Origin of the sequence: Novosphingobium sp. (assembly GCF_965229225.1) — a bacterium.
Lineage (GTDB): Bacteria > Pseudomonadota > Alphaproteobacteria > Sphingomonadales > Sphingomonadaceae > Novosphingobium.
Genome location: NZ_OZ245867.1, coordinates 3,987,018 through 4,000,092, shown reverse-complemented (window position 1 = coordinate 4,000,092; position 13,075 = coordinate 3,987,018). Strand labels below are relative to the sequence as shown.

At 65.9% G+C, this 13,075-nt stretch carries 11 protein-coding genes; 4 read left to right on the top strand and 7 right to left on the bottom strand.

The annotated features are described in order from the left end of the window. From ACO06X_RS18790 to ACO06X_RS18775, 4 genes are all read right to left on the bottom strand, one after another. Positions 1 to 1,254 carry an acetyl-CoA C-acetyltransferase gene (locus ACO06X_RS18790; RefSeq protein ID WP_421837654.1) on the bottom strand — a complete coding sequence of 418 codons (1,254 nt, stop codon included), beginning with the start codon at positions 1,252 to 1,254 and terminating at the stop codon, positions 1 to 3. 8 nt (positions 1,255 to 1,262) lie between these two features. Continuing rightward, positions 1,263 to 2,468: an acyl-CoA dehydrogenase family protein gene (locus ACO06X_RS18785; protein WP_421837653.1), complete on the bottom strand. Its 1,206-nt coding sequence runs from the start codon at positions 2,466 to 2,468 to the stop codon at positions 1,263 to 1,265. After that, the gene (locus tag ACO06X_RS18780; RefSeq protein ID WP_421837652.1) at positions 2,465 to 3,574 is read right to left on the bottom strand and encodes an acyl-CoA dehydrogenase family protein; all 1,110 of its coding nucleotides are present in this window, start codon (positions 3,572 to 3,574) and stop codon (positions 2,465 to 2,467) included. The genes ACO06X_RS18785 and ACO06X_RS18780 overlap by 4 nt, the downstream gene beginning before the upstream one ends. Before the next feature lie 158 nt (positions 3,575 to 3,732). Continuing rightward, entirely contained in the window at positions 3,733 to 5,349 is a 1,617-nt protein-coding gene (locus ACO06X_RS18775; protein ID WP_421837651.1) for an AMP-binding protein, read from the bottom strand. Positions 5,350 to 5,428: 79 nt separating this feature from the next. Here ACO06X_RS18775 and ACO06X_RS18770 point away from each other — a divergent pair, with 79 nt between their 5' ends. From ACO06X_RS18770 to ACO06X_RS18755, 4 genes are read left to right on the top strand one after another with little or no spacing between them, the layout of a single operon-like run. Then, positions 5,429 to 6,580 (top strand): acyl-CoA dehydrogenase family protein, encoded by a 1,152-nt coding sequence (locus ACO06X_RS18770; RefSeq protein WP_421837650.1) that lies wholly within the window; start codon positions 5,429 to 5,431, stop codon positions 6,578 to 6,580. A gap of 5 nt (positions 6,581 to 6,585) precedes the next feature. After that, positions 6,586 to 7,491 carry an acyl-CoA dehydrogenase family protein gene (locus ACO06X_RS18765; protein ID WP_421837649.1) on the top strand — a complete coding sequence of 302 codons (906 nt, stop codon included), beginning with the start codon at positions 6,586 to 6,588 and terminating at the stop codon, positions 7,489 to 7,491. Beyond that, positions 7,488 to 8,267: an enoyl-CoA hydratase/isomerase family protein gene (locus tag ACO06X_RS18760; protein WP_421837648.1), complete on the top strand. Its 780-nt coding sequence runs from the start codon at positions 7,488 to 7,490 to the stop codon at positions 8,265 to 8,267. Before ACO06X_RS18765 ends, ACO06X_RS18760 begins: the two co-directional genes overlap by 4 nt. Position 8,268: 1 nt before the next feature. After that, positions 8,269 to 9,168, top strand: coding sequence for an SDR family oxidoreductase (locus ACO06X_RS18755; RefSeq protein WP_072383490.1), 900 nt, complete (start codon positions 8,269 to 8,271; stop codon positions 9,166 to 9,168). 9 nt (positions 9,169 to 9,177) lie between these two features. On the opposite strand, the gene ACO06X_RS18750 is transcribed toward ACO06X_RS18755, so the two are convergent. The 3 genes from ACO06X_RS18750 to ACO06X_RS18740 are packed head-to-tail and all read right to left on the bottom strand — an operon-like array spanning position 9,178 to position 13,047. Further along, positions 9,178 to 11,382 (bottom strand): CoA transferase, encoded by a 2,205-nt coding sequence (locus tag ACO06X_RS18750; protein ID WP_421837647.1) that lies wholly within the window; start codon positions 11,380 to 11,382, stop codon positions 9,178 to 9,180. A 4-nt stretch (positions 11,383 to 11,386) separates the two neighbouring features. Next, positions 11,387 to 11,827 carry a Zn-ribbon domain-containing OB-fold protein gene (locus ACO06X_RS18745; protein WP_143146778.1) on the bottom strand — a complete coding sequence of 147 codons (441 nt, stop codon included), beginning with the start codon at positions 11,825 to 11,827 and terminating at the stop codon, positions 11,387 to 11,389. Between the two features lie 2 nt (positions 11,828 to 11,829). Next, the gene (locus ACO06X_RS18740; protein WP_072383496.1) at positions 11,830 to 13,047 is read right to left on the bottom strand and encodes a thiolase C-terminal domain-containing protein; all 1,218 of its coding nucleotides are present in this window, start codon (positions 13,045 to 13,047) and stop codon (positions 11,830 to 11,832) included. Between the last annotated feature and the right edge of the window lie 28 nt (positions 13,048 to 13,075).

Genomic DNA, 13,075 nt, shown 5'->3' with positions numbered 1-13,075 from the left:
TCAGATACGTTCGATGATGATCGCCGGGGCCATGCCGCCGGCCGCACACATGGTGATCAGCGCATAGCGGCCGCCGCTGCGCTCAAGCTCGTCGAGCGCAGTGCCGACAAGCATCGACCCGGTCGCGCCGATCGGATGACCGAGCGCAATCGAGCCACCGTTGATGTTGACCTTGCTACGGTCAAGCGCGAGGTCCCGCATGAACTTCTCGGCGACGACGGCAAAGGCCTCGTTGATTTCCCAGACGTCGATGTCGTCGATCGTGAGGCCAGCCTTGGCGAGTACCGCGCGGGCGGCCGGCACCGGCGCATTGAGCATCAGCGTCGGGCAATCGCCCTTGTTGACCGTCGCGACAACCCGGGCTCGCGGCGTCCAGCCATTGCGCCGTGCCGCATCGGGCGAGGCGAGCAGGAGCGCCGCTGCACCGTCGACCACGCCCGAACTGTTGCCTGCGTGGTGGATCGCTTCCCATTCGAGGCCGGGATACTTGCGCTGGATCGCCTGCCGATAGGTCTCGCCGCCCTCGTCAATCGGCGCATCGGCCACGGCAAGAAAAGCAGGACGCAAGCTGGCGAGCGCTTCGGCGGTCGTCTGCGGGCGCGGATATTCGTCATGATCGAGCGCAACCGACCCATCCTCGTTCAGCACCGGGACCAGACTGCGATCGAAGCGTCCGGCGCGGATCGCCGCATCGGCGCGGCGCTGGCTTTCCAGCCCGAGCGCGTCGACCGCCTCGCGCGTGATCCCTTCCATCGCAGCAATGGCATCGGCGCAGACGCCCTGGTTGGACTGGGGATGCATCGCCTGCAGCCCCGGGTTGCCCATGTCGCGCCCCAGCCGGGGTACACCGCCTGCTGCCTCAAGCGCGGTGAGGTGATCGCGGTAGGACATCATCTCGACCCCGCCGGCGATCACCACTTCTTCCATCCCGCTGCGGATCTGCGCGGTCGCCAGCGCGACCGACGTGATCCCGCCGCCGCAGAAGCGGTCGAGCGTCATGCCGGAGACGACCGGATCGTAGCCGGCATAGAGCGCGCTCATGCGGCCGATATCGCCGGCCTGCCTGCCGCGCTGGGCCGAAGTCGAGAAGATCACGTCATTGACCTGGCGGGTATCGAGCGCGTTGCGTTCCTGGATGGCCTTCAGCACCGCCGCGCCAAGGTGCTGGGGGTGGAGGTGCGAAAGCGAACCCTTGCCCCATTTTCCCCCGCCGCGCGGGGTGCGGACGGCATCGATGATCAGCGCGTCATCCATGGCCGGCATCACGCCGGAATCTGGTTGAAAGGCACGCCCTTGTCGGGCCGGTGATCCTGCGGCAGGCCGAGAATCTTCTCGGCAATGGTGTTGAGCAGCATCTCGTCCGCACCGCCGGCAATGCGGCCCGTCGGCGCATTGATCCAGCTTGTGGTCCAGTTGTCCTTGACCGGCGCGTGCTCGTCAAAGGCAAAGCCAAGGTTGCCTTGGAGATCGATCGCCAGCTCCGAAAGCTTCTGCCGGCTGCGCACCGAAACCAGCTTGTTGAGCGAGCCTTCGGGTCCGGGCTCCATCCCCGCCTGCAGCATCTGCATGGCCCGCGCGGTGATCGATTCGAGCCCGGCGCGCATCGCATGGTTGCGGGCGATCGCCGAACGGACCCGACCATCGTTGAGCGCGGGCCGCTCGTTGATCTCGAGGCCTTTGACCAGATCGACAAACAGATCGAGGGGCGGGCCAAATCCGCCGCTGTCCGTCGCGACATAGCGCTCGATCATCAAGGTGGTCATCGCCACGCCGAAACCGCCGCCGATCGGGCTCATGCGCTGCGAATCGTCGAGCCGAACATCATCGAAGAACACCTCGTTGACGTGGCTGTCGCCCCCCGCGAGCTTGATCGGGCGCACCTCGACTCCCTTGGCGCGCATGTCGACCCAGAAATAGGTGAGGCCCTTGTGCTTGGGCTGCGTCGGGTCGGTACGCGCGACGATCACGCCGTAGTCACTGTACTGCGCCCAGCTCGTCCAGAGCTTCTGCCCGTTGAGCTTCCAGCCGTTGCCATCGGGTTCGGCACGGGTGCGCAGACCGGCAAGGTCCGAGCCGCCAGCGGGCTCGGAAAACAGCTGGCACCAGATTTCCTCACCGCGCAGCGCGGCGATCACGCGTTCCTTCACCCAGGCCTTGTCCTCGCCGAAGCGGATCAGGATCGGCACCGGCATGCCGAGCGAGATTCCGAAATAGACGGTGGGCATACCGAAGGCCATTTCCTCGGTATCGAACACGACCTTCTCGATATGGCTCAGGCCTTGCCCGCCGATCTCCTTGGGCCAGTTGATCCCGGCAAACCCCGCATCGAACCGGGCTGCGAGATAGCGCCGCCCGAGCGCCAGATCCTCGGCTTCCGAAAGCCCCTTGCGCGCGGCCTTGCCGAACGTTCCGGCGACCGAGGCAAGCCAGTCGTGCGCCCGCAGGCGGAATGCTTCGAACTCGCTCATGCTGCCACTCCCGTCAGGTTTTCAACCAGCAGATCTTCCCAGAAGAGCATGTTGCCCAGCTCGATCGCCAGACTGCGCGTCCGCCGCATATGGAGGTGGATGCCCGCCTCCCAGGTCACGCCGATCCCGCCGTGCACCTGAACGCAATCGCGCGCACAGGTGTCATAGGTTTCGGTCGCCGCGAGCCGCGCATCGGCGGCCGCAATCATCAGTGCGGTGAGATCGGCCTGCCCGCCATCGGCAAGGCCGGCGGCATGGATGCAGTTCGCCCGGGCGATCTCGACAAGCCCGTAGAGTTCGGCAATCCGGTGCTTGACCGACTGGAACGCGCCGATCGGCTGGCCGAAGGCGCGGCGGGTAAGCGCATAGTCGCGCGCGGTCAGCATCAGCGCCTCGGCGCCGCCGACCTGCTCATGCGCGGTGACGATGGCCATGCGCGCAAGGATTTCAAGTGCCAGCGCCTTGGCGGCAGCCCCTGCCGCAAGCACGGTCGCCGGGGTGCCCGCAAATGTGAGATCAGCGTAGAGCCGGGTGTTGTCGAAGCTTTCAACCGGAGTGCGGGCCGCGCCCGCCAGTTCGGCCAGAACCAGTGCGGGCGCACCATCGGCTTCGGCCCATACCAGCGCGATATCGGCCTTGAGGCCGCCCGGCACCGCGTGCTTGGTGCCGTTCAGCGCGCCGCCGGCATAGCGCACCGCCGGGCGAGTGGGCAAAGGCGCGGTGCCTTCCGCCAGCGCCACCACGCCGAGGATTTCGCCAGCCGCAAGCCGCGGCAACCACTGCGCCTGAATGTCCGCGTTGCCGCTTCCCATGATCGCCAGCGCAAGCCCGTAGCCGGGTGTCAGGAACGGTGCACCGGCCGTAGCCGCGCCAGTGGCCTGCGCAACAAGGCCCAGTTCGACCAGGCCCAGACCCAATCCGCCATGCGCCTCGGGAATGGCCAGCGCCGTCCAGCCCTGCTCCACTGCCGTGTCCCAGAACGGCTGGTCAAATGTGCCGGTCTGTTCGAGCAGCGCGAGCAATCGCTGCTTGCTGGTGCGGGCATCGAGGACCCGTCGTGATTCGGTGGCGATGGCCTGCTGGCCCTCGTCATAGAGGATTGACATTCGCGGCATCCCTATCCCAGAAGGTTCTTTCAGTTATATAACTAGGTAATACATATCAAGCGTGATTCATTGAGGGGGCGCTCCGTCCTTTCGGGAAACGCGCGAAACGGGTGGTGAGGGTGCAAAACCTGGCTGGGCGAGCATGCCGCAAGCCGCGCTCAACGCGCCGCGATCTGGCCGCCTGCGGCCAGGGCACGCCGCAGCTCGGCCTTCTGCACCTTGCCCGTCGGCGTCCGCGGGAGAGCGTCGAGGACCACCAGAACCTCGGGCGCTTTCTGCCGAGCGACGCCAAGCTCGCTGAACACCTCGCCGATTGTTTCGAGCGTCGGCACCGCGCCGCCGTCCTCCAGCAGAAGCACTGCGCAGACCCGCTCGCCCAGCCGCGGATCGGGGGCTCCGATCGCCGCCGCCTCGCGAACGCCGGGCACCTGCAGCAGCAGTTCTTCCACCTCGCGGCTGGAAATGTTCTCCCCGCCGCGGATGATGATGTCCTTCTTGCGGTCGGTGATCGCAAGATAGCCTTCGGCATCGAGCCGGCCGATATCGCCGGTGAGGAACCAGCCGCCAGGCAAAAAACTGAACGCATCAAGTGCTGGGTCGGTGTAGCCCGCAAAGCGTTCGGCGCCGCGTACCGCCACCTCGCCTTCCGCACCGATCGGCAGGTCGGCACCGCCATCATCGACAATGCGGACTTCGACCCCGGGATTGGGACGGCCATCGGTGCTGAGCCGCTTGTCCAGCGGATCATCCGGCGCACACTGCGAAACCGTCGGCATTTCGGTCGATCCGTAGCAGCGGCAGCAGCGGATTCCGATTGCCTCGCTCGCTGCGACAAGCGCTGGCGGCACCGTGGTTGCCCCGATCAGGAACTGGATGAAGCTGGTAAGATCACGCCCGTCCCGCGCCGCAGCTTCCATCATGCCCGAAAGGTGAAACGGCGTGCCCGACATCTGGCGAACCTTGAACCGTTCGACGAGTTCGGCGGCAAGGCCTGGATCCCAAGCCTCGAGGATCAGCATGGGTCGGCCGAGCAGGGCGTGGGCCATGACGCCGAGCGTGCCGGCGATATGCCCGGACGGCCATGGCGAAAGGCCGCAATCATCTGCGGGCGTATCGCCGCGCTGCGCGGCAAGCTCGGCCAGCAGACTGCGCGAGGTGTGGCGTACGCCTTTGGGCGCCGCCGTGGTGCCCGAGGTGTAAAGCAGCAGCGCCAGTGCATCGGGATCGACCGCACAAGGCGGCAGATCACCCGCCGGCAAGGCGTCCAGCGCGATCATCCCGTGCGGTACCGTCTCGCCCATCACGATCCGGTGCAGCAAGGCCGGCAGATCAGGGAGCCGCGCAAGTCGGTCGAGATAGTCGATGGCCTTCCAGCGATCGGGCACGATCAGCGCCTTGGCACCGCTATCGGCCAGAATGTGCGCCAGTTCGTGCGGGCCGTAGATATGGACGATCGGCAGCAACGTGCAGCCGAGCAGCGCGGCGGCCTGAAACAGCACGGCATTTTCCATGCAATTGGGCAACTGCATGGCGATCGTATCGCCCGGCCGCAGCCCCAGTGCGTGGAACGATCCGGCCAGCCGCCGTCCCTCGGCATGGACCGCGCCGAGCGTCGTGACTTGCTCGCCCGCCGCACCGAAAAAGTGCAGCGGCGCGTGCGGACGCACTGCTGCAGTGCGCGCCATCGCGTCGGCAAGCGACAAATCCTTCCACAAGCCCAGCCTGCGCCACTCCGCCTCGCGCCCGTCCGGCATCCGGCTCGCCGCCATTCCCATGTCCCGCTCCCTACGCGTGTACCTGCGCGCAAGGGTGAGCCACGCGCGGCGTGCGCGTCAATCCCGGAGACCTGATCCGATGGACATCGCTTTCTCACCCGAAGAGCAGCACTTCCGCGCCGAATGCCGCGACTGGCTGCACGAAAATGTCCCGAGCGAGCCGCGCCCTTTCCACGCCGCGGACGCGATTGATTTCGACAAGGCCTGGCAGCGCCGCTTGTTCGACGCAGGCTGGGCCGGGATCAACTGGCCGCGCGAATACGGGGGTCGCGGGCTTTCCATCGTGCAGCAAGTGATCTGGCTGGAGGAATACGCCCGCGCTCGCGCTCCATGGATCGGCGCCAATTTCGTCGGCATAAACCACGGCGGCCCCACACTGATCCTCAATGGCAGCGAGGCGCAGAAGGCTCTCCACCTGCCGCGCATCCTGAGCGGCGAGGCGATCTGGTGCCAGGGCTTCTCGGAACCTGGCGCAGGATCGGACCTCGCCGGAATCCGCACCCGCGCCCGGATCGAGGGCGACGAACTGGTGGTGAACGGCACCAAGATCTGGACCAGCTTTGCCCACGTCGCGGACTGGCAGGAACTTGTGGTGCGCACGGAGGAAGGCTCGCACCGCCATGCCGGGCTTTCATGGGTGATCTGCGACATGCACACGCCGGGCGCAGAGGTGAGGCCGATCCGCAAGATGTCGGGCCAGATCGAGTTCGCACAGGTCTTCTACGACGATGTCCGCATTCCGCTCGAGAATGTCGTCGGCGGGCTGGGCCAGGGGTGGAAAGTCGCGATGTCCACTCTGAGCTTCGAGCGCGGCACGGGCTTCATCGCCGATCAGGTCAAGCAGGCGCAGGAACTGGAGGACCTGCTGGCGCGCGCCCGCCAGACCGGGGCCATCAAGGATGACCGGATTGCGGGCGATCTGGCACAGATGCGCGCCGAAGTGGCAGCGCTGAGAGCGATGACCTATCGCAACATTTCCGAAGTCGTCCGCACCGGCCAGCCCGGCCCGGAAGCCTCGGTGATCCGTCTGTTCACCGCCGAACTTGGCCAGCGGCTGGAGCGCATGGCGCTGCTGCTTGCGGGCGAAGGCATCCTCGATTTCCGCTACGGCGAGGACTCGCTGGTGGCCGAATACTTGCGCGGGTTTGCCGCCACGATCGCCGGCGGGTCTTCGCAAATCCAGCGCGACATCATCGGCGAGCGGCTGCTTGGCCTGCCGAAATCGAGGTAAACCCCATGGACCTGACCCCGAGCGCCGAGCAGGAAGCCTTCATCACCGCCACCGCAGACTGGTGCGCCGATAATATGCCGCTGGAGCAGGCGCGCCAGCGTCCAATCGCCCTTTGGCAGGAACTCGAAGCCATGGGCTGGACCGCGATGACAGCCCCGGACATGGGGCTTGATCATGCCACAGAGGCTGTGGTCTTTGCCGAACTGGGGCGCCATCTGGCCCCCGTCGGCCTCGTACCCAGCGCAGTCGCGGCGCGTTGGTCGCCTCATGCGGGCAAAGCGGCGCTGGCGCTGCTGGATGGCTCGCTCGAAGGGGGCATGCTGCGTGTGTTCGATCCGCATGGTGCGGTTCAGGCACTGGGGCTGGCAGGCCACCTCGCCGCGACTACCGCGCTGCCGCGCGATCTTGACGGGGGGCCGTCGCTCGACCCGACAGCATCGCTCGCTCGTCTCGATCCTGCCCCGCCTTTCGAAGCCATCGCCGATCCGCGCGCCGCGCTGCATCTCCAGCTGCTCGCCGCCGCCTTTGCCTTGGGCTGCGCAGATGCCGCCCGCGACATGGCCGCTGCCTATGCCAAAGTGCGCGAACAATTCGAGCGGCCCATCGGCTGGTTTCAGGCGATCAAGCATATCTGCGCGGATATGGCGGTGCGCTGCGCGGTAGCCCGCTCGCAGCTGTACTACGCGGCCTGCGCGCTTGATGCGGGCGCCGATGACGCTGCGTTCCATATCGCCAGCGCCAAACTGCTGGCGGATCAGGCCGCGCTCGAAAACGGACGGGCCAACATCCAGGTCCATGGCGGCATCGGCATGACCGACGAAGCCTATCCGCACTTGTGCCTCAAGCGGGCACACCTCCTCACCTTCATTGCGCCTGCCAGGCGCGACATCCTGCTGGGAGACGCCGCATGAGCGACAAGGTTCTCTACGAAGTTATCGACGGCGTCGGCGTGATCACGCTCAACCGGCCCGAAGTCCACAACGCGCTCGATGATGAGGCAGCGCATCTCTACAAAGACCTGCTCGACCGCGCGCTGGACGATGACGGCGTGCGCGCGGTGCTGCTGCAGGGGGCGGGCAAGTCGTTTTGTTCCGGCCGCGACACCAGCATGCTGGGGCACCGTGCACGCGATGAAAGCGACTACCACTTCGTGCTGCGCCACCAGCAAAAGCGGCTGGCGGTGATGGACAGCCCCAAACCCTTCATCGCGGCGCTCAAGGGCGCGGCACTCGGCGGAGGCTGCGAAACTGCGCTATCCTGCGATATCCGCATAGCCGACACCACGCTCAAGATGGCGCTGCCTGAAATTCACTACGGCATCCTGCCCGATACCGGCGGCACCCAGCTCATGACCACGCTGATCGGCCCCAGCCGCACAAAGTACATGGTGATGACCGGTGACAGGATCAACGCCGAGACCGCGCTGGCATGGGGCGCGGTGGATTTCGTCGTCGCGCCCGAAGAGCTTGAAGCCCGCGCGCTCGATCTTGCCCGCAAGATCGCAGCCAAGCCGCCCATCGCGCTCGCCATGGCAAAAACGATGATCGACCAGATCCACGCCGGCGCGGTCCGCAGCGGCATTGCGCAGGAACTGCTGGCGCAGACCGCACTGTTCAAGACGGAAGACTATGAGGAAGCCCGCACCGCGCTCCGCGAGAAGCGCACGCCCGCCTACAAGGGGAAGTGAGATGACCGATTATGCCGCCGACAATTTCAGGGGCCTTCGCGCCGCACCGCCGCGCGGCACCCGCATGCTGCCCGAGGGTAGCTTTGCTGGTGAAGTCGCCATCGTCACCGGCGGCGGTTCGGGCCTTGGCAAGGCGATCGCCAGCGAGTTTGGCCGGCTCGGCGGCGCCGTCGCGATTGCCAGCCGCGATCCCGACAAGCGGGCGCGCGGCGTTGCTGCGGTTGAGGAAGCTGGCGGCCGGGCGCTCGGCGTCATGCTCGACGTGCGCGATCCCGAAGCGGTCAAGGGCTGCTTCGACGAAGTCGAGGCAGCGTTCGGCCCGGTCACCCAACTCGTCAACAACGCCGCCGGGAACCTCGCCGGCGCTTCGGAGGACTTCAGCCTCAACGCCTGGCGCGCGGTGACGGGCATCGTGCTCGACGGCACATGGATCTGTTCAACCGAATTCGCCCGCCGCCGGATTGCTGACGGCATCGGCGGCGCGATCCTCAACATCGGCGCGACCTACAGCTGGACCGGGGGGCCAGGCACTTCGCCCTCGGCTGCGGCCAAGGCGGCGGTGACCAACCTCACCCAGACGCTCGCGGTCGAATGGGCGCCCTACGATATCCGTGTCAATTGCCTCGTCCCGGGGCTGTTCCCGCACGAGGACCGGGCGGAGCATTTGCGCTTTGCGGATAAGGACCGGAGCGATCTCGATCGCCGCCAGCCCGCACTCCGGGTCGGCCAGACGCACGAGCTGGGCTGGGCTGCGGCCTATCTCTGTTCAGACTATGCCGCGTTCTGCTCGGGCCATGCCTTTGTGCTCGACGGTGCGAACTGGCTGCGCCGCAGCCTCAGGATGCCGGAGTTCGAACCGGTGCGGACATGGCTGCCGCCCAAGCGGGAACGGAACGGCTGAGATGTGCTCTCAGCCGATCACCTTCTTCTCGCGGTAGGCGGCGATCTCGTCAGGGGAGAAGCCCAACTCGCCCATGATTTCATCGGTATGCTGGCCGATGGCGGGCGCCGCGTGGCGGAACACCACCGGAATATCGCCAAAGCACCAGAACGCGCCGGGCTGCTCGACTGTGCCGTAGACTGGCTGTTCGAGCACCGAGATCAGGTTGAGTTCGCGGTGCAGCGGATTGTCGAAGAAGCGGTTTTCGGCATCCTCGAAGGTCACGTGATCGCAGGGCACGCCCGCTGTTTCCAGCGCTGTGACAAGTTCGGCTGAAGACTGCGCGCCAGCAGCAGCCGCGAAGCCGGACTCCGCATCACCCAGTACCGAACGCAGCGCGGCGCGGCGCGCCTCGGTCAGCGCGGCCACCGCGATCCAGTTGCCATCGGCACACTGGAAGATGCGGTGATAGGGCGAATAGCCGGTCTGTTCGCTGTCGAGATGATAGGTTTCGGCAAGCGAGCCATCGGGAAACAGCAGGGTCTCCCCCTGCGTCATCGCCGAAATGCCAAGCAGCGAGGTCTGGGTTGAGTAGCCGCGCTGGCCTTCGCGCTTGGCATAAATCGAGGCCATGAGCTCGACGAGCGCGCTCTGTGCCGAACTCACGTCCATCGTGCCCGGACGGTTGAACATCGGCTTGTTGCCTGCGCCTGCGTTCTCGAATTCCCAGCCGGCAATCGCGTTGAAGATCGAATCGTACCCGGGCCAATTGCCGCGAGTGCCCTTCTGACCATAGGCGCTGACGTAGTTGAAGGCGATGTCCGGGTTGTGCTCGCGGATCCCCTCGTCGGAGAGGCCGAGTTTGGCTGCCCCCTTGAAGCGCATGTTGTGGTGGGCCGCTTCGGCCCATTGCAGCAGGCGCGCGAGAATGGGCTTGGCTTCGGGATGCGTAAGATCGAGCGCAATCGAGCGCTTCGAGCGCGAAGCGGCCTGATAGTAGCGGTGCATGAAGCGGATGCGGTCGCCGGTCAGCGCTTCCACTTTGATCACGTCGGCGCCCATATCGCCCATCATCGAAGGGCCCATCGGCCCTGCGAGGAACATGCCGAAATCGACGACACGGACACCCGCCAGCACTTCGGCGGGCTGGCCATTGGTACCGACCGCAGCAGGCGGCGGCGCCCAGTCCACCTCGCCGCCCTCACCAAGTCGCGGCGCCGGACGGACCGGCGGCAGGTCGGCATCAGTATGGAACGGCACGTTGGGCTGGATCGTCGGGCCGAGATCGGGATCGTCGATGGCAACGACATAGCCGTTGGCCTCGACTTCGGGATGGCTGAGCATGCCGCCAAGCGGATAGGCCGGTTCCGCCGCGATGTCGGCCGCACGCAGATCCGCGAGCCAGCTTTCCAGCGGGCGGCGCTTGAACGCGTCGATCTTGCCGGCTTCGGTTTCGAGATCGGCCCCTTCGGCCAGCACCTCCCACATCGTCGGCATCGACGCGTAATCGAACTGGCGCGTGGGATCCATGATCTGCAACCAGTCGCCGCCCTCGCATTCGTAGAGCTGCTGCCCGATCGGCCTTGGCCCCAATGGATAGGGCTTGTTGTTGGGCATCGGACCCTTGGAATTGCGCGCCCAGATCAGCGGGATAACGGCCATCAGACCCTGGAACAGCGAAGTATGCGCCGCGCCGCCTTGGCCAGATTGGAGCCGAACAATCAGCCTCGCCAGAATGCCCGCCGCCGCCAGATGCGCCGCAGACCACGAGCCGGCGTTGTAGCGCCACACGATCGGCCCGGCCCGGTAGCCGTCGTTTTCGTAGAGCATGCCGAAGCGCGCCTGGACGAGAAGTTCATCATCCGAGCGTTCAACGTCGGGATGGTTGAACGGACTGCCAGTGATCCCGCAGGTAACGAGCCGCGGATAGCGCGCCGCGAGCGCCGCATCGTCGAGCCCGAGCGCCTTGGCGCGCGCTGGCGTGAACTGATGGAGCAGCACGTCGGCGCCTGCCAGTCGCTCATGGAGTCCCGCCAGCCCCTCCGGCCTTGCCAGATCGAGGACAAGGCTGCGCTTGCCCCGGTTCCAGTTTGCGAACCGCGCTTGCCCTCGCGCCGGATCGCCGCCCGGCCGTTCGATCTTGAGCACCTCTGCGCCAAGCGCCGACAGCATCAGTCCGGCGACCTGGACCGCCTGCCCTTCCCCGATCTCGACGATCCGCAGCGCGCCCAGCACGGGGTCAGGCCTTGCGGAAGTTGGGCAGAACCCAACCGTCCTGGATTGAAGTCCATTCAACGGAGACTTTCATGCCGATGTGCACGTCCTCGGCATTGCAGCCGGTGACATTGGCGTTGAGCCGCGCGCCCGGTGCCCCATCGAGATCGACGACCACTGGGACGTAGATATAGTCTTCGCCATTGGCAGGGTTCTTATTGCACACGACATAGCTGAACACGGTGCCTGTGCCCGGCAGCGCCGGCCAGTTGACTTCCTGGCTCGAGCATTCGGGGCAGTAGGGCGATGGCGGCATGCGGAAATGGCCGCATTTGGCGCACTGACATGCGGTGAGCTTGTGTGCCTTGGCCGCTTCCCAGAAGGGTTCGGTGTTGGGGTTGGTTGAGATGCGGATCTGGTCGCCCGGCAACAGCTTTGCCGGACCATAGAGAATGGGCTCGCTCATGCTCAGGCGCTCCTCAGGATCAGGCTGGAGACGGGAAGCGAAGCCGGGCCGCCCGAAACAAGCGCAAACTCGGCATCCTTGACCTGGTTGATCGCGGTGCCGCGCACTTGCTCGACCCCTTCGACGATATGGGTCATGCCGATGATATAGGCTTCGTTGAGATTGCCGCCGTGGGTGTTGACTGGCACGCCGCCGTTTACGCCGCCCTGCGTTGCCGCATCATAGCGGATCTTGCCGGCAAGAACGTAGTCGTTGCCCTCGCCCTTCTCGCAGAAGCCGTAGTCCTCCAGCTGCATCAGCACCATCGGGCTGAAGTGATCGTAGATCAGAGCGACATCCATGTCCTTGGCCGAGAGGCCGGACTGCGCCCAGATGCGGTCAGCGGTGAACTTGTGGCCGGAGCTGGCGAAGTGCGGATCGGGCATGCCCATCCACGCAAAGGCCCGGCCCCATTCGCGCTGCCCGCCATGCGCGCAGGCATGGACCACCGCCGGCTTGTGGCGGCAATCCTTTGCGCGGTCCATCGTGGTGGTGATCACCGCCACCGCGCCATCGGTTTCAAGGCAGAAATCGAGCCGGCGCAGCGGATCGGCGAGCATCACCGAGGCGTCGTATTCCTCCTTGGTGAGCGGCGCCTTGCGCACCGCCTTGGGGCGGTTGTGGGTGTTGGCGCGGGTGGCCATCACGATCTCGCCAAAAGCGTCCTGCGTCGTGCCGTAAAGATGCATGTGCCGCCGCGCGAGCACGCTCATCAAGTGGCCCGGGCCGACCAGCCCCGAAGGCTGGAGGAAACTGTTTTCCGGGCTCGGAGCCGCCGCGCCGAACACCACGCCGAGCCGGTGCTGCGGCAATTGCTGCAGCGCCATCAAGGTGACGACGTACTTGCAATCCTCGTTCATCAGGCCCGCGGTCGCGAGCCCGATCGCGCCGGGGCAACCGCCGCCGCCGCTCGTCAGCGTGGCCGAGAACGAGATGTTGGGCATGCCCAGCGTTTCCATCAGGCTCGCCGTATCGAACTTGTCGAGATAGCCCGCACCCGCGGTCGAATAGTAGGCGAAGCCGTCGATGTCCTTGATCGAAATGCCGGCGTCGGCACAGGCCTTGAGGATCGCCTCGCCCGCCATGTCATTGATCGTGCGCGGCCAGCTCTTTCCACGGACATAATAGTCCGTCGCGCCCACCCCGACGATCGCCGTCTTGTCCTGGTTTGCCCAAGGCATGCTTCGTCCTCTCACTCGATTCCAAGTT

Bases quoted from the DNA above. Each gene is read 5' to 3' on its own strand.
- ACO06X_RS18790 (WP_421837654.1), bottom strand. From the start codon at position 1,254: ATGGATGACGCGCTGATCATCGATGCCGTCCGCACCCCGCGCGGCGGG.
- ACO06X_RS18785 (WP_421837653.1), bottom strand. From the start codon at position 2,468: ATGAGCGAGTTCGAAGCATTCCGCCTGCGGGCGCACGACTGGCTTGCC.
- ACO06X_RS18780 (WP_421837652.1), bottom strand. From the start codon at position 3,574: ATGTCAATCCTCTATGACGAGGGCCAGCAGGCCATCGCCACCGAATCA.
- ACO06X_RS18775 (WP_421837651.1), bottom strand. From the start codon at position 5,349: ATGGGAATGGCGGCGAGCCGGATGCCGGACGGGCGCGAGGCGGAGTGG.
- ACO06X_RS18770 (WP_421837650.1), top strand. From the start codon at position 5,429: ATGGACATCGCTTTCTCACCCGAAGAGCAGCACTTCCGCGCCGAATGC.
- ACO06X_RS18765 (WP_421837649.1), top strand. From the start codon at position 6,586: ATGGACCTGACCCCGAGCGCCGAGCAGGAAGCCTTCATCACCGCCACC.
- ACO06X_RS18760 (WP_421837648.1), top strand. From the start codon at position 7,488: ATGAGCGACAAGGTTCTCTACGAAGTTATCGACGGCGTCGGCGTGATC.
- ACO06X_RS18755 (WP_072383490.1), top strand. From the start codon at position 8,269: ATGACCGATTATGCCGCCGACAATTTCAGGGGCCTTCGCGCCGCACCG.
- ACO06X_RS18745 (WP_143146778.1), bottom strand. From the start codon at position 11,827: ATGAGCGAGCCCATTCTCTATGGTCCGGCAAAGCTGTTGCCGGGCGAC.
- ACO06X_RS18740 (WP_072383496.1), bottom strand. From the start codon at position 13,047: ATGCCTTGGGCAAACCAGGACAAGACGGCGATCGTCGGGGTGGGCGCG.